At 67.2% G+C, this 15019-nt stretch carries 12 protein-coding genes, 3 tRNA genes and 1 pseudogene; 10 read left to right on the forward strand and 6 right to left on the reverse strand.

Translation table 11 applies throughout. From position 1 onward, the window contains the following. Window positions 1–211: 211 nt before the first annotated feature. A complete protein-coding gene (locus RKE40_RS23255; RefSeq protein ID WP_316020587.1) occupies window positions 212–1354 on the reverse strand; it encodes a helix-turn-helix transcriptional regulator in 1143 nt (380 codons plus the stop codon). Between the two features lie 116 nt (window positions 1355–1470). Here RKE40_RS23255 and RKE40_RS29790 point away from each other — a divergent pair. From RKE40_RS29790 to RKE40_RS23265, 3 genes and pseudogenes are all read left to right on the forward strand, one after another. Beyond that, window positions 1471–1725, forward strand: a pseudogene (locus RKE40_RS29790) (hypothetical protein); the annotation flags it as partial. Window positions 1726–1782: 57 nt separating this feature from the next. After that, window positions 1783–3495: a YadA family autotransporter adhesin gene (locus RKE40_RS23260; protein WP_316020588.1), complete on the forward strand. Its 1713-nt coding sequence runs from the start codon at window positions 1783–1785 to the stop codon at window positions 3493–3495. Between the two features lie 215 nt (window positions 3496–3710). Continuing rightward, window positions 3711–4196 carry a hypothetical protein gene (locus RKE40_RS23265; RefSeq protein WP_316020589.1) on the forward strand — a complete coding sequence of 162 codons (486 nt, stop codon included), beginning with the start codon at window positions 3711–3713 and terminating at the stop codon, window positions 4194–4196. Between the two features lie 207 nt (window positions 4197–4403). Here the strand turns inward: RKE40_RS23265 and RKE40_RS23270 are convergent. From RKE40_RS23270 to RKE40_RS23290, 5 genes are all read right to left on the reverse strand, one after another. Further along, window positions 4404–4480 (reverse strand) — tRNA-Asp (locus RKE40_RS23270). Between the two features lie 80 nt (window positions 4481–4560). Further along, window positions 4561–4637: transfer RNA gene (locus RKE40_RS23275), tRNA-Asp, on the reverse strand. Between the two features lie 429 nt (window positions 4638–5066). Beyond that, window positions 5067–5142, reverse strand: a tRNA-Val gene (locus RKE40_RS23280). Between the two features lie 85 nt (window positions 5143–5227). Further along, window positions 5228–7945, reverse strand: coding sequence for a response regulator (locus RKE40_RS23285; protein ID WP_316020590.1), 2718 nt, complete (start codon window positions 7943–7945; stop codon window positions 5228–5230). 87 nt (window positions 7946–8032) lie between these two features. Then, complete coding sequence (locus tag RKE40_RS23290) at window positions 8033–8662, reverse strand: YcbK family protein (RefSeq protein ID WP_316020591.1); 630 nt, start codon at window positions 8660–8662, stop codon at window positions 8033–8035. Window positions 8663–9056: 394 nt separating this feature from the next. Here RKE40_RS23290 and RKE40_RS23295 point away from each other — a divergent pair, with 394 nt between their 5' ends. The 7 genes from RKE40_RS23295 (at window position 9057) to nuoF (ending at window position 15018) form a co-directional block, all read left to right on the forward strand. After that, window positions 9057–9437 (forward strand): NADH-quinone oxidoreductase subunit A, encoded by a 381-nt coding sequence (locus RKE40_RS23295; protein ID WP_390893502.1) that lies wholly within the window; start codon window positions 9057–9059, stop codon window positions 9435–9437. 73 nt (window positions 9438–9510) lie between these two features. After that, window positions 9511–10095 carry a NuoB/complex I 20 kDa subunit family protein gene (locus RKE40_RS23300; protein WP_316020592.1) on the forward strand — a complete coding sequence of 195 codons (585 nt, stop codon included), beginning with the start codon at window positions 9511–9513 and terminating at the stop codon, window positions 10093–10095. Window positions 10096–10236: 141 nt separating this feature from the next. Next, a complete protein-coding gene (locus RKE40_RS23305) occupies window positions 10237–10842 on the forward strand; it encodes an NADH-quinone oxidoreductase subunit C (RefSeq protein WP_316020593.1) in 606 nt (201 codons plus the stop codon). A gap of 4 nt (window positions 10843–10846) precedes the next feature. Further along, window positions 10847–11284: a GFA family protein gene (locus RKE40_RS23310; protein WP_316020594.1), complete on the forward strand. Its 438-nt coding sequence runs from the start codon at window positions 10847–10849 to the stop codon at window positions 11282–11284. Then, complete coding sequence (locus tag RKE40_RS23315) at window positions 11281–12471, forward strand: NADH-quinone oxidoreductase subunit D (RefSeq protein ID WP_316020595.1); 1191 nt, start codon at window positions 11281–11283, stop codon at window positions 12469–12471. The genes RKE40_RS23310 and RKE40_RS23315 overlap by 4 nt, the downstream gene beginning before the upstream one ends. Then, window positions 12471–13703: an NADH-quinone oxidoreductase subunit NuoE gene (gene nuoE, locus RKE40_RS23320; protein ID WP_316020596.1), complete on the forward strand. Its 1233-nt coding sequence runs from the start codon at window positions 12471–12473 to the stop codon at window positions 13701–13703. The genes RKE40_RS23315 and nuoE overlap by 1 nt, the downstream gene beginning before the upstream one ends. A 10-nt stretch (window positions 13704–13713) precedes the next feature. Then, on the forward strand, window positions 13714–15018 hold the full coding sequence (gene nuoF / locus RKE40_RS23325) for an NADH-quinone oxidoreductase subunit NuoF (RefSeq protein WP_316020597.1): 1305 nt from the start codon (window positions 13714–13716) through the stop codon (window positions 15016–15018). Window position 15019: the final 1 nt, after the last annotated feature.

A 15019-nucleotide genomic window follows, 5' to 3' on the forward strand; every position in this document is an offset into this window, starting at 1 on the left:
GTCCAAGCCAACAAAGCACTCCATCGCTCTTCTCCCTGATCCGCTGGGCTGGATCGGTGGAGCCTAAAGCGCATCGGCCACCGCCGCATCGCATCCGCGACGCGAGCCCAATGGCCCAACCTTTTTCTTTGCCCGGATGGGTAAGGAGAAACGGCGCCGAGTCGTCAGCGTTCCCTACCGCTCGCCTCGCGACGATCGGCCAGGCCGCGTCTCAGAGACGGAACTGGGTGGGCGCTGCCCCGAAGCGGCTGCGGAAAGCCTGGTTGAAGTAGGACACGTCGTTGAAGCCGCAGCCGAGCGCGATCTCGCTGACTTTCAGTCGTGCTCCGGATGCCGAAGCCAGCATGCGGCGCGCCATCTGGAGGCGCAGGTCCAGCACGCGTTCGGTGAAGCTCACCCCCGTCTCGTGCAGGATGTCCTGGATGTAACGCGGCGACAGATCGAGTTTCGCCCCGAGGGCGGCAGGCGAGAAGCCGGGGTCGGTGTAGCCGGCGCGGATGCCCGACAGGATCTCCTGGAGCCGCGCCGCTCGCAGCCCGCGCATCCCGGCGGTCGCCGCGGTATCGCGGCCGGCACCGAGAGCCAGCGCGACGAGATCGAGCAAGGTGGTGCCGACATGCTGCTGCAGCGCCGGGTCGTCCTTGGCGCCGTCGAGATCGATGATGCTCTCGACATAGCGCCCGAGATGGCGGACGGCTGCCTGTTGCGGATCGAGCGGGCGGGCGAGCAGCTCCGCGGCGCTCGGCATCAGCGCGCGCAGCCGGTCCTGCCGGATCGTGACGGTATTGATCTCGCAATGAGCTGCGGCAAGGATCTCCGCCGCTGCGCCGTTCGTCACCATGTGCACCGCGCCCGGTGGGATCACCGTGGTCTCCCCGAGATGCGAGGTGCTGAACGCCTCTCGGCCCCGGTTCAGAAGAATGCAGAAATCATCGTCGGGGCCGCGTGCGATCGCGCTCGCCGTGCGGGCAATGCGTTGGAACGTGCCGCCGAAGGTCGTGACATAGGCATCGCCGAACGGCGCCCATTGAAACTGCGCCCGGAACGGCCGGTCCTCCGCGCGGAAGTAGTCCGAGCAGCAGGTCAGCGATTCGAAGATTTCGTGCCAGCGCGCGAAGCGGGCGCCGGAATCGAGATGCGCCGGCAGCTCATCCGAAGTGAAGGCAACATTGCTCATGTCCCGTGCTTCGCCCCCGGGCCGCGACCCTTCGATCGTGACATTCCCTAGCGGAAACGTAAATGCCGCAGCGAACAGGAGCGGGCGCTTGTTCAAATCGAAGCCAAGCGAGCTTCCGCGAGCGCCTGTCGCACAGCAGCAACAGTCGCACAAAACCCGGCAGGTGCTTCGCGCCAACTAAATTAGATTGCGGTCCTGCCCAAGACCGAGCGCGCCCACCGCGCAAGATCGCTTGTCATTGAAATGGTCTTGGAGGGGACATGCCTAATCGGCTCGGAGGTCGGCCACGGCGGATGGTCACGCTCGGCGGCTGCGCGCTCATTGCGCTGTCGTACTCTCCCAGCGTGTTGGCGCAGACGACCGATCCTGTGCAGGCCAACGCGGACTGCGTGGCCAACGCCGCAGGCAGACAATTCGCATGCGGCCCTAACGCCACGACCGTTGGAAGTGGCGGCTTTTCGACGGCTGTCGGCGTGAATGCACAATCCGGCCTCTTCTCGGCGGCCTTCGGTAGCAATGCCACGGCCGCCGGGGAGAGAAGCACGGCGATTGGTGCTTCGGGCGTCGCTTCCGGAAACGATGCGACGGTGGTTGGAGAGGTCGCCGTGGCCCTGTCGAGAGGGACTGCGCTCGGCTCCAACGCGATGGCCAATGTCGGCTCGATCGCGGTGGGCGCTAGCGCCGGCAGCGGCCTGCCCGGCGGAATCTACAGCATCGCAGTGGGCGGCGGAGCCGATTCGAGCTCTTCCGCCCACGCCATCGGCAACTTTAGCATCGCGATCGGCGGCGGCGATGGCGTCTCCCAGTCGGGCGCGACGGCGGCCGGCCTCTTCAGCACCGCGGTCGGCACCGGCGCCACTGCAAGCAAGACCAGCGATGCCGCCTATGGCCGCGACAGCGAGGCGAGCGGCGGCAACAGCGCCGCCTTCGGCGTCAACAGCAAAGCCCTGGCTATCGGCAGCGTCGCCTATGGCGTCGCCAGCACCGCGAGCGGCGAGTACAGCGCCGCGCTCGGCGGCTTCAGCAAGGCGACGGGCGAGGCGAGCGTCGCTGTCGGCTCCAGTAGCGAAGCGAGCGGTAGCCAGAGCTTCGCCGGCGGTCGGAACAGCCTAGCCAGCGGACTCGCCAGCACGGCGGTCGGCAGCGGCTCTGCCGCGAGCGCGGCCAGCGCTGTTGCCTATGGTCGTGACAGCCGTGCCAGCGGCAGTCAGACCACGGCGCTCGGCGCGTTTAGTTCGGCGGGCGGTGATGCCAGCACCGCCATCGGGGCGCAGGCGATTGCCGCGAACGGAGCGCTGGCGGCAGGTTTCGCTGCCAAGGGCACTGGCCAGTACAGTGCCGCGCTGGGCGACTTCAGCGCGGCGTCCGGCACGCGAAGCCTCGCTGTCGGTGCCTACAGCACCGCCAGTGGTGCGCGGAGCGCAGCGCTCGGCGCGGGTGCGAACGCGAGCGGCGCCGACGCTGCCGCGCTGGGGCGCGATAGCAGTGCGAGCGGAGGCCAGAGCACGGCGCTCGGGGCGTTCAGTTCGGCGGCCGGGGATGCGAGTACGGCGATCGGCGGCGAGAGCACGGCCTCTGGGGCGAGAAGCCTTGCCGCTGGAGCTTTAAGCAGCGCAAGCGGTGCTTCCGCCATTGCGCTAGGCGACAGCGCACGGGCAACGCAGACCGGCGCGGTGGCGCTCGGCCTCGGTGCGGCCTCGACCGGCACCAGCGCGATCGCCATCGGAGCCGGCGCGGCCGCGACCGGCTCTGTCGCTGTCGGAGCGGGCGCATCGGCCTCCAATGGCGGCGCGGCCTTCGGCGATGGCGCGGCGGCAACCGGACTGCTCTCGGCGGCCTTCGGCCCGGGCGCGGCGGCGAGCGCCGCCAACGCGGTTGCAATCGGTTCCGGCTCGATCGCCAGCGCGCCCAACACGGTTTCATTCGGGGCGCCCGGCAGCGAGCGACGCCTGACCAATATCGCAGCCGGCGTCGCTCCCACCGATGCAGTGAACATGAGCCAGCTCGGTGCGGTGCAGGGCCAGATCGGCGGGCTGCAAAGCCAGATGGGAGGGCTGCAGACCCAGATCGACAGCAATCGCCGCGAATCGCGTCGTGGCCTCGCCGGCGTCGCCGCCCTCGCACCTGTCGTCACACCCTCGGCACCGGGCAAGACGACCCTGACCGTCAACGGCGCGACCTATCGCGGCGAGTTCGGTGTCGGGATCGGGGTCGCGCACCGCCTTCAAACGGCGGTGCCGGTCATCCTCCACGGTTCCTACGCCAGCGGCGGCGGCAGCGAGCATGTCGCTCGTGCCGGCATGTCGGTGGAATTCTGATGGCATCGGGCGCGCGGAGCCGGCGGTTTTCGGCGGTCCTTGCCGGATCCCTGCTTCTGGTCGCGTCGCAGCTTCAGGCGCAGCAGACGGCGCCGCGATCGGGACATCGACCTGCCGCGTCACAGCCTCCGCCGCGATCGGAGCCTGCGCCATCCCCTGCGACGAAAGTTGAGCCGCCTCCGGTTCAGGCCGAAGCGGGCGAGCTGCAACCCGTGATGCACGCCCGCAACGCCGGCATTGTGACCTGTCTCGACGGGATCGCGCGCGCGGCGAGCGGCACGATCGGGGCGCCGCACGCGGCCATGTCGAACTGGCTGACGGGCGCGCCCAATCAAGGGCCGTTCAGCTCGATCATCGCGATGACGTCCGGGAATCGGGCCGCGCCCAACGCCGCAGCCTTCATCCACCTGTCGCCGACGCCCGTCGGCGGCTGCCAGGGCTCGACGGTGCAGGTCGTGCCGACGGCGCGCAGCTGCGGCGCAATGCAGGCGGAGTTCAGCAAGGAAGGTCGCACGATCGCCAACCTGGCCGGCATTCCGGTCCTGCTCCGTGCGACCGGCGAGCGTTACCTGCTGCTTCAGGCGCCGGGCGGCTGCGTCATCGTCAGCATCAACCTGCTGGCGACAGGCCCTGCGCAATTGGCCGCGCCCGGGCCCGGCGCGGCGACCGCTCCAGCGCCGGCGTCGGCTGGACCTCGCTGACGCTACGTAAGGCGGCAGGCATCGGACTCTGGAAAGATGCTTGTAGCCCCCGAACTGCGGTCGCGCAGGATTCGTCTCGCCGACACGGCCCGGCAGGGCCTGAAGCGATGGCTTGGCGCTCAGGGAAACGGCAGACAAACCGTGAGCGACAATCCGCGACGAGGATCGCTCGGAAGGCCGGAAACGCGACTGGAAGGCGGAAGATAATGGCGCGGGCGACGGGGCTCGAACCCGCGACCTCCGGCGTGACAGGCCGGCACTCTAACCAACTGAGCTACGCCCGCGCGGGCGGCCGAGGCGCTGGCCTCAGCTAATGCAAAAGCCTCAGTCTTCGCTACAAATAGCTGAAGATGAAGGGGAAACATGGCGCGGGCGACGGGGCTCGAACCCGCGACCTCCGGCGTGACAGGCCGGCACTCTAACCAACTGAGCTACGCCCGCGCGGGCGGCTGAAGGCCTTGGCCTCAGCGAGGTTGGGATTATGGTGCCGGGCGCTGAGTGTCAAGCGCGAGCTGCCATGAAATTGTCGCTTCCACAGCGGGCGACGAAAATCCACCCAATCGACGCTCTTTTGGCTCGTCGCGCGGTGCGGACTTCGAGGGGCGTGGTCCGATTCGTCACGGCATGCCCCGTGAGACCGATCCGGCAAAGGAGCCTTGCCGCGAATCCATGCCCGGCCGGCCGAGGCCGCGATCACGCTCGGTGTGTCGCGGAAGCCGCCATCGATCGCAGGGCGAGGGGCGCTGCGCGCCGCGTTGAGGTCAGCGGCACCGCCAGCCTCGCGAACCTGGGCACGGCCGGGCGAGCCCGGGGGCCGTCTCATCGGCGCGCCCGTTCCCGAAAATGGCCGACAATTGAAGGAACTGCGCATGGTGGGCGGTGACGGGCTCGAACCGCCGACCCTCTCGGTGTAAACGAGATGCTCTACCAACTGAGCTAACCGCCCCGCAGCAGCCGTTTAAGGCCTCGCCACCCAGCCTTCAAGCCTTAGCTTGTGGGCAAGTGCCGCGACAAGCCCTTCGCGCAGCAGATCAGCTTTCGGCGGCCTCCTTCGCCATCACCCCGGCGATCGCGCGTTCCAGCGCTTCGAAGGCATAGGGTTTCTTGAGGATCACCGTGCGCGGTGCGTCCTCGAATCCAGGGACCTCGCTATGTCCGGTGACGAAGACGACCGGTTGCTCCGGGCGCATCTGCCGTGCGCGCCGGGCCAGCTCGTCGCCCCGCAGGTCGGGCAGGCCGATATCTGTCAACAGGATATCGATGGTGCCGTTGCTCAGCAGCTCCAGGGCCTGCATGCCGTTCTCGGCCTCGACGGCGATATGGCCGAGCTCCTGCAGGAGATCGACCGTATCAAGCCGGATCAGCGCCTCGTCCTCGCAGACCAGCACGGTGTAGATCGTCCGCTGCGGGGCAGGGGCGGCCTGATCTTCCGGCTGTTCCGCTGCCGGCTTCGGCATCTTCCCGTCGCGGGCGAGGACCTGCCGGATCTTCCGGGCGAGGGCATCGCGCGTATAGGGCTTCGACAAGAGGTTGACGCCGGCATCGAGCCGGCCGCCATGCACGATCGAGTTTTCGGTGTAGCCCGAGGTGAACAGCACGCTGAGCTGCGGCAGCCTTTCCTTGGCCTTGCGGGCGAGTTCGGCGCTCTTGAGCGAGCCGGGCATCACCACATCGGTAAACAGCAGATCGATGGCGACACCGCTTTCGACGACGACCAGCGCGCTCTGCGCGTCCGGCGCCTTCAGCACGCGGTAGCCGAGCCCGTCGAGCAGGCCGATCACGGTGTCGCGCACGGCATCGTCGTCCTCGACCACGAGCACGGTCTCGTTGCCGCCGACGACGGGGCCGGTGTCGACCTCCGCTGGGATGTCCTCGGCTTCCATCGAGCGCGGCAGGTAGAGTCGCATCGTCGTGCCCTGGCCGGGCTCGCTATAGACCTTCACATGCCCGCCCGACTGCTTGACGAAGCCATAGACCATCGAGAGCCCAAGACCGGTGCCCTTGCCCTCGGGCTTGGTCGAGAAGAAGGGCTCGAAGACCTGCTCGATCACCTCGCGGCTCATGCCGGTGCCGGTGTCACTGACCGCGATCTGGACATATTGGCCGGCCGTCACGTCGGCATATGCGGCGGCATAGGCATCGTCGAGAAAGGCGTTGCCGGCCTCGACGGTCAGCCGGCCGCTCCCACCCATGGCGTCGCGCGAATTGATCGCGAGGTTGAGAATGGCGTTCTCGAGATTGGCGGGGTCGACGAGCGTGTTCCAGAGGCCGCCGGCGATCACCGTCTCGATCTCGACGGCTTCGCCCAGCGTGCGCCGCAGCAGATCGTCCATGCCGCGGATCAGGCGCCCGATATTGACGACCTTCGGTTCCAGCGGCTGGCGGCGGCCGAAGGCGAGCAGCTGGGAGGCGAGGTGCGAGCCCCGTGCCACTCCGGCCATCGCCTTCTCGATCCGGGCCTGGGCCTTGTCGTTGCCGGGCACCTCGCGCGCCAGGAGCTGGAGATTGCCGCCGACGACCTGCAGCAGATTGTTGAAGTCATGGGCGACGCCGCCGGTCAGATTGCCGATCGCCTCCATCTTCTGAGCCTGGACCAGCATGGTCTCGATCCGGGATCGCTGCTCGATCTCGGCGGCGAGCCTTGCATTGGTCTCTTCCAGCTCGCGCGTGCGCGCAGCGACGCGCTCCTCAAGGGCTGCGCTGTCCGAGTGAATCTGCTCCGAGGCGGTCGACAGGGCATCTCGTAGCGCCGCGAACTCGCGCAATCGCGTCGGCGCTGCGATTGGCCCCGCCAGCCGGCCGAGCTGGCCGCTGGCCTTGGTCAGGATCGCAAGCGGCCGGCCGATCAGTCCCCAAAGCCAGAGCGCGATCAGGGAGGCGACGAGCAGAGCCGCGAGCCCGAAGGCGATCAGGGATTGCAGGGCGGTGTTGAGCGGTTGCCGGATGACGCTCTGCTGGATGCTGGCGGCGACGAGCCAATCCGCAAGATCGGAGCGGTCATAGCCGACAAGCACCTGCTCGCCCTTGGCGCTCTGGCCCTCGAAATTGCCGCTGGGTCCGACCGCCTTCTCCAGGAAGGCCGGCACGCCGGGCTTGCCGCTGAAGGCCTCGTGATCCTCCGAGCGGGTGACGTACTGACCGCGACGATCACCGACCGCGACGACCCAGTTCGCCGGAACCACAGGCCTCAGCACATCGTTCAGCCGCTGCGTATTGGCGCTGATATGCAGCAGGAATTCCGGCCTGCCGTCGAATTCCAGCGGGATGATCATCGTGACGAGCGGTTCGCCGGTCATGGCCCCGATGAAGACGTTCGAGACGACCGGCTTGCGCGTGGCTATCGCCTCGCTGTCGACGTCGAACTTGTAGTTCGGCAGTTGTGAGCCGTAGGGGAAGCGCGTGTTGACGATCTGCTCGCCATCGAGGCGGCGCAGTCCGATCTCCGCCCCGACGAAGTGCTTGACCAGCGTCGCCTGGCGATAGAACGCTTCGAAGTTGCGGCTGCGCAGGTTCTCCGACGTCGCGAGCGTCTGCAGCGTGGTCTGCCAGCCGCCCAGATAGCGATCGAGGATCGAGGCGGCGGTGCTGGCGACCTCGCGGGCTTCCTGCCGGTAGCGTTCGTTTTCCGACTGGGCGAAGCGTTGCAGCAGCAGGCCGGCGAACACCATGCCGGGCAGAACGAGTACTGCGACCAGGGACAGGATCACCAGCCGGGCCGGAATGCCGCTGGGCTTCGCCGATGCCGTCATGCCTTCCAGTCCCCAATCGGCGATTCCCAAGCTGTAGCATGCCGCGCGGCGCGTGCTAGTGCGCTGCGGGCCGGATCGTGGCGGTGCTCACCAGGGGCGCCGCGGGCCCGTGTCGATGTGAATCAACCCGTTCCAATAGACTTTGTTGCCGCCGACTTCCGGCAGGCTCCTGGCGAATTCGAGCACGGCGCGCGGCCTGACCCCCGGCACGCGGAAATCCATGGCCTCGCAGCGCTTGTGGAAGGAGCCGCGCCGGGCGCGCCAGGGCGGCCGCCAGGTCGAGGTGACCTTCACCGCGCCGTACTTGTCGGCGATCTTGCCGAGAATCTTCTTCAGCACCGGCGGCAGGCAGACGATCGACGTCCCGGGATCGGTCGAGATGCCGGGGCGGTCCGGCTTTTCCTCCGGGTCGAAGGCCGGTTCTTCCTCGGCCTGGCCCGGCGTGCGCTGTGGCCATTCCGGTCCCTCGTCGTCGTCCGGCTGCGCCAGGGTGGGGCCCGGCACGGCCGAGGCTGGCGTCGGTGCTTCGGCCGGCGTCGGCTGGGCCGGTACCACGATCGCCGGCTCGGCCGGGCCCGGCTTCAGGTCGAGGTCGAACGGGCGCTCCGGCGGCAATTGCATGCGGACAGTCTGCGCGAGCGCCGGTGCTGCCGAGGCCAGCAGCGAGAGGAGCAGGCAGAGGGCCGGCGCGCTTGCGCGGCCGCTCAGCCGCGACATGCCGATTCCAGCGCGTCCGGGGCCGGTGTCGCGGCGGCTTCAGCTTGCGCAAATGGCGTGATCATCGCTGGAAAAACCGCCTCTTGCGTTGCCTTCGGACCGTTCGCCTCGCGAATCGTGGAGAAGCTCCTGAACGCTGACGTTAGGGTCGATCTGCCACGATCGAGCGCAGCACGACAACCGCCTGCTTGCGTTTGCGCCGACAGCAGCCGAGAATCCGGTCGAACCGCGTGGATTTACCGCTCCTGCCGCCATGACGCTGGTGCATGCGGCGCGGGCATGGCGCTGCCCGCTTTGTGCGACGCGGCAAACCCTTGCGTGATTCTAAAGCAGGGGCTAATCGACTGGCGAGATTGGGGTGCGCAGCCGGCGCACCGGCTTTGCGGGGTGTCACATGCAAGCTCTTCCTGTGCAGTCCCTGCTGACCGACTACCTGCCGCTGGCCATCTTCATCGGCCTCTCGCTGGTGATCGGCCTCGCGCTGCTGATCGCGCCCTTCGCCGTCGCCTATTCCAAGCCGGATGCCGAGAAGCTCTCGGCCTATGAGTGCGGCTTCAACGCCTTCGACGATGCGCGCATGAAATTCGACGTGCGCTTCTATCTCGTCGCCATCCTTTTCATCATCTTCGACCTCGAGGTCGCCTTCCTCTTCCCCTGGGCGGTCGCCTTCGGCGGGCTCGGCTGGTTCGGCTTCTGGTCGATGATGCTCTTCCTCGGCGTGCTGACCGTCGGATTCATCTATGAGTGGCGCAAGGGCGCCCTCGAATGGGATTGATCATCGTGTCGCGTAAGCCTGCCTCCGTGCCGTCGGCATTGTTGGAATCGTCGAAACCCGGAAGGTCGAACTGATGGCCACCACTGCGATCGATCGCGGCAATCCGCTCGTCGCGCCCGCGCCCAAGGGACTCCTTGGCCCCGATGGCAAGCCCGTCGGCGCGCGCGATCCCTTCTTCGTCGAGATCAACAACGAGCTTGCCGACAAGGGCTTCCTCGTCACCGCCACGGACGACCTGATAAACTGGTCGCGCACCGGCTCGCTGATGTGGATGACCTTCGGCCTCGCCTGCTGCGCGGTCGAGATGATGCAGCTCTCCATGCCGCGCTATGACGTCGAGCGCTTCGGCTTCGCGCCGCGCGCCTCGCCGCGTCAGTCCGACGTGATGATCGTCGCCGGCACGCTGACCAACAAGATGGCGCCGGCTTTGCGCAAGGTCTACGACCAGATGCCGGAGCCGCGCTACGTCATCTCGATGGGCTCCTGCGCCAATGGCGGCGGCTACTACCACTACAGCTATTCGGTGGTGCGCGGCTGCGACCGCATCGTGCCGATCGACATCTACGTGCCGGGCTGCCCGCCGACTGCGGAGGCTCTGCTCTACGGTGTTCTGCTGCTGCAGAAGAAGATCCGCCGCACGGGTACGATCGAGCGGTAATGTATGCGCGTCATGGTCGGGCTTGAACCGACCATCTCCTGAGGGAGAGACGCGGGTTGGACAGGGCAAAGCCGAAGTCCGCATGAGATGGCCGGGGTCAATCCCGGCCAGGATGCAGGCGGGGCGACCGAAGGTGAGACGATGAGCGAAGCGCTCGTGACATTGGGCGAAGAGATCAAGGCGGCGCTGCCCGGCGCGGTCACGAACGCGCTCGTCGCTTTCGACGAGCTCACCATCGAGGCCGAGGCCGGCGCCATCGTGCAGGTGCTGCGCGCGCTCTATGACGATCAGCGCTTTCGCTTCGTCAATTTCACCGACATCGCCGGCGCCGACTATCCCGGCCGCGAGAAGCGCTTCGACGTCGTCTACCACCTGCTTTCGCCGCGCCACAACGTGCGCATCCGGGTGAAGGTCCAGACCGACGAGGCGACCCCGGTCCCCTCGGTCATCGAGGTCTTCCCGGCTGCGAATTGGTACGAGCGCGAGGCCTACGATTTCTACGGCATCCTGTTCTCGGGCCATCCGGACCTGCGCCGCATCCTCACCGACTACGGTTTCGAGGGCTATCCGCTGCGCAAGGACTTCCCGCTCACCGGCTTCGTCGAGGTCCGCTATGACGACGAGCAGAAGCGCGTCGTCTACGAGCCGGTGAAGCTGAACCAGGAGTTCCGGAACTTCGACTTCCTCTCGCCCTGGGAAGGCACGGAATACGTGCTGCCTGGCGACGAGAAGGCGAAGGGGGCCTGAGGCGATGGCTGAAAGCGCGCCCGTATCGGGAGGCTGTCTGTGCGGTGCGGTCCGTTTCCGCGCCACGCCGGCCAAGCTTGAGATGGATGTCTGCCATTGCGGCATGTGCCGGCGCTGGACTGGCGGCGTGTTCATGGCCGTGCCTTGCGGCGAGGTGACGATCGAGGACGAGAGCCACCTCGGCCGCTATCCCTCCTCCGACTGGGCTGAGCGGCAGTTCTGCTCTGTCTGCGGGTCGAGCCTGTTCTGGCGGCTGCGCGACGGCGCGGGCCATGTCGCCGTCTCACTGCAGAGCTTCAACGACCTGACGCCTTTCACCTTCCTCGAAGAGATCTTCATCGACGAGAAGCCAGGCCTCTATGCCTTCGCCGGCGAGCGCCCCCGCCTGACGGGTGCCGAGGTGATGGCGCGGTTCCAGGCTGAGCAGGACGCCCGGACATGAGCGAGCACAATATCCGCAACTTCTCGATCAACTTCGGCCCGCAGCATCCGGCGGCGCACGGCGTGCTGCGCCTGGTGCTGGAGCTCGACGGCGAGATCGTCGAGCGTGTCGACCCGCATATCGGCCTGCTGCATCGCGGCACCGAGAAGCTGATCGAGGCCAAGACCTATCTCCAGGCGCTGCCCTATTTCGACCGGCTCGACTATGTCGCGCCGATGAACCAGGAGCATGCCTATTCGCTCGCGGTCGAGAAGCTGATGGGCGTGACCGTGCCGCGCCGCGGCCAGCTCATCCGCGTGCTCTATTCCGAGATCGGCCGCATCCTCTCGCATATCCTCAACGTCACCACGCAGGCCATGGACGTCGGCGCGCTGACGCCGCCGCTCTGGGGCTTCGAGGAACGCGAGAAGCTGATGATCTTCTACGAGCGGGCCTGCGGCGCGCGCATGCATGCGGCCTATGTCCGGCCCGGCGGCGTCCACCAGGACCTGCCGACCTCGCTGATCCACGACATCGCCGAATGGTGCGACCCGTTCCTCAAGGTCTGCGACGACCTGGAAGGGCTGCTCACCGACAACCGCATCTTCAAGCAGCGCAATGTCGACATCGGCGTCGTCGATCTCGAGACCTGCTGGAAATGGGGTTTTTCGGGCGTGATGGTGCGCGGCTCCGGCGCCGCCTGGGACCTGCGCAAGAGCCAGCCCTACGAGTGCTACGAGGAGATGGAATTCGACATCCCCGTCGGCAAGAACGGCGATTGCTACGACCGCTACTGCATCCGCATGGAAGAGATGCGCCAGTCGGTCCGCATCATGAAGCAGTGCTGCGAGAAGCTGCTGGCGGCCGATGGCGGTGGCCCGGTCTCCTCGCTCGACGGCAAGATGGTGCCGCCCAAGCGCGGCGAGATGAAGCGCTCGATGGAAGCGCTGATCCACCATTTCAAGCTCTACACCGAAGGCTACAAGGTGCCCGAGGGCGAGGTCTACGCCGCCGTCGAAGCGCCGAAGGGCGAGTTCGGCGTCTATCTCGTCTCCGACGGCACCAACAAGCCTTATCGCTGCAAGATCAAGGCCCCGGGCTTCGCCCATCTCCAGGCCATGGACTTCATGTGCCGCAAGCACATGCTGGCGGACGTCTCCGCCATCCTCGGCTCCCTCGATATCGTCTTTGGTGAGGTGGACCGCTGATGTCCGTCCGTCGTCTCGCTCCCGATCACGTCCAGCCTGCCTCGTTCGCCTTCACTGCGGCGAACGAGAACTGGGCCGACCAGCAGATCGCCAAATATCCCGAGGGCCGGCAGGCCTCGGCCGTGATTCCGCTGCTGTGGAAGGCCCAGGAACAGCATGATGGCTGGCTGCCGCGCGCTGCGATCGAGGCCGTCGCCCACAAGCTCGGCATGGCGCCGATGCGGGTGCTGGAGGTCGCGACCTTCTACACCATGTTCAGCCTGCAGCCGGTGGGCCAGCACTTCGTCCAGCTCTGCGGCACCACTCCCTGCGCGCTGCGTGGCGCCGAGGCGCTGAAGAAGGTCTGCGAGGACGTCATCGGCCCGCAATCGACCGTTACCGCCGACGGCAAGCTCTCCTGGCTCGAGGTCGAATGCCTCGGCGCCTGCTGCAACGCCCCGATGGCGCAGATCAATTTCGACTATTACGAGGATCTGACGCCGGAGAACTTCCGCAAGCTCCTCGACGATCTCCGCCATGGCCGCCCGACCAAGCCCGGCCCGCAGATCGACCGTTCCTGCTCGGAGCCGGTCGGTGGTGGCGAGACGCTGAAGGACGCCGCGCTCTATGACGGCTCGGTGATCGGCGCCGGCAACTGGCAGCAGCGCATCGCCAAGCAGCGCGAAGAGGCCGCGATCAAGATCGCCAGCGAGAAGGCCGCCGCCGAAGCCAAGGCGAAGGCGGAGGCGGAAGCTGCCGCTGCGACCGGCAAGGCCGGCCCGACCGACACCAAGACCGCGCCGGCCCCCGAAGCCGCTGCACCCGGCCGTCCGAAGCCGTCCGAACCCGGCCAGCCGGCCAGCGCCGCTCAGGACACCCCGTCCGCGACCGGCAAGGCGATCAAGGACGACGCCAAGCCGGCTCCCGCCGCGAAGGCCGCTCCTGCCGCTGAAGCCGCGCCCGCCGTGGCCGAGTCCAAGCCCGAGCTGCTCACCGCGGCCCGTGGCGGCAAGGGCGACGACCTCGAGCTGATCTGGGGCGTCGGTCCCAAGCTGGCGACGATGCTCAACGAGATGGGCATCTGGCACTACGATCAGATCGCTGCCTGGACGCCGGCCGAACTGGCCTGGGTCGATGCGCGTGTGACTGGATTCAAGGGCAGGGCGGTCCGTGACGACTGGATCGGCCAGGCCAAGAAGCTTGCGACCGGCTGGCGGCCGGACAGCAAGCTCGGCGACAAGCCGGTGAAGTGAGGCGAAAACCATGCTCGCAGACCGCGACCGCATTTTCACCAACCTCTACGGCCGGCACGACCTGTCGCTGAAGGGCGCCATGCAGCGCGGTGCCTGGGACGGCACCAAGTTCCTGCTCGAGCAGGGCCGCGACTGGATCATCGACGAGATGAAGAAGTCCGGCCTGCGCGGGCGCGGCGGCGCCGGCTTCCCGACCGGCCTGAAATGGTCGTTCATGCCGAAGCAGAGCGACGGGCGCCCGCATTATCTCGTCGTCAATGCCGACGAGTCGGAGCCCGGCACCTGCAAGGACCGCGAGATCATGCGCAACGACCCGCATACGCTGGTCGAGGGCTGCCTGATCGCCTCCTTCGCGATGGGTGCGCACGCCGCCTACATCTACATCCGCGGCGAATACGTCCGCGAGCGCGAGGCGCTGCAGCGCGCCGTCGACGAGGCCTATGCGGCGAACCTCATCGGCAAGAACAACAAGCACGGCTATCCGTTTGATCTTTATGTGCATCACGGCGCCGGCGCATATATCTGCGGCGAAGAGACCGCGCTGCTCGAGAGCCTCGAGGGCAAGAAGGGCATGCCGCGGCTGAAGCCGCCTTTCCCGGCCAATGTCGGCCTCTATGGCTGCCCGACCACCGTCAACAACGTCGAGTCGATCGCGGTTGCGCCGACCATCCTGCGTCGCGGCGCGAGCTGGTTCTCCTCGATCGGCACGCCGAACAATGTCGGCACCAAGCTGTTCTGCGTCTCGGGCCATGTGAACAAGCCCTGCAACGTCGAAGAGGCGATGGGCCTGACCTTCCGCGAGCTGATCGACCGCCATTGCGGCGGCATCCGCGGCGGCTGGGACAATCTCAAGGCGGTCATCCCCGGTGGCTCCTCGGTGCGCATGGTGCCGGCCGAGCAGATCATCGACACGCCGATGGATTTCGACTCGCTCTCGAAGCTGAAGTCGGGCCTCGGCACGGCGGCGGTGATCGTCATGGACAAGTCCACCGACATCATCCGCGCCATCGCCCGCATCAGCTATTTCTACAAGCATGAGAGCTGCGGCCAGTGCACGCCGTGCCGCGAGGGCACCGGCTGGATGTGGCGCGTGGTCAGCCGCATGGCCGAGGGCAGGGCGCAGAAGCGCGAGATCGATATGCTGCTCGACGTCTCCAAGCAGATCGAAGGCCATACCATCTGCGCGCTGGGCGATGCTGCCGCCTGGCCGATCCAGGGCCTGATCAACCATTTCCGTCACGAGATCGAGCAGCGCATCGACGACTATGCCGCCAACCCGCATGGTGAGCCGGTCAGGCTCATGGCGGCGGAGTGAG

It is taken from the genome of Allobosea rubneri, from assembly GCF_032464875.1.
GTDB lineage: Bacteria > Pseudomonadota > Alphaproteobacteria > Rhizobiales > Beijerinckiaceae > Allobosea > Allobosea rubneri.

Bases quoted from the DNA above. Each gene is read 5' to 3' on its own strand.
- RKE40_RS23295 (WP_390893502.1), top strand. From the start codon at position 9,057: ATGCAAGCTCTTCCTGTGCAGTCCCTGCTGACCGACTACCTGCCGCTG.
- nuoF (WP_316020597.1), top strand. From the start codon at position 13,714: ATGCTCGCAGACCGCGACCGCATTTTCACCAACCTCTACGGCCGGCAC.
- RKE40_RS23290 (WP_316020591.1), bottom strand. From the start codon at position 8,662: ATGTCGCGGCTGAGCGGCCGCGCAAGCGCGCCGGCCCTCTGCCTGCTC.
- RKE40_RS23310 (WP_316020594.1), top strand. From the start codon at position 10,847: ATGGCTGAAAGCGCGCCCGTATCGGGAGGCTGTCTGTGCGGTGCGGTC.
- RKE40_RS23315 (WP_316020595.1), top strand. From the start codon at position 11,281: ATGAGCGAGCACAATATCCGCAACTTCTCGATCAACTTCGGCCCGCAG.
- RKE40_RS23305 (WP_316020593.1), top strand. From the start codon at position 10,237: ATGAGCGAAGCGCTCGTGACATTGGGCGAAGAGATCAAGGCGGCGCTG.
- nuoE (WP_316020596.1), top strand. From the start codon at position 12,471: ATGTCCGTCCGTCGTCTCGCTCCCGATCACGTCCAGCCTGCCTCGTTC.
- RKE40_RS23300 (WP_316020592.1), top strand. From the start codon at position 9,511: ATGGCCACCACTGCGATCGATCGCGGCAATCCGCTCGTCGCGCCCGCG.
- RKE40_RS23285 (WP_316020590.1), bottom strand. From the start codon at position 7,945: ATGACGGCATCGGCGAAGCCCAGCGGCATTCCGGCCCGGCTGGTGATC.
- RKE40_RS23265 (WP_316020589.1), top strand. From the start codon at position 3,711: ATGCACGCCCGCAACGCCGGCATTGTGACCTGTCTCGACGGGATCGCG.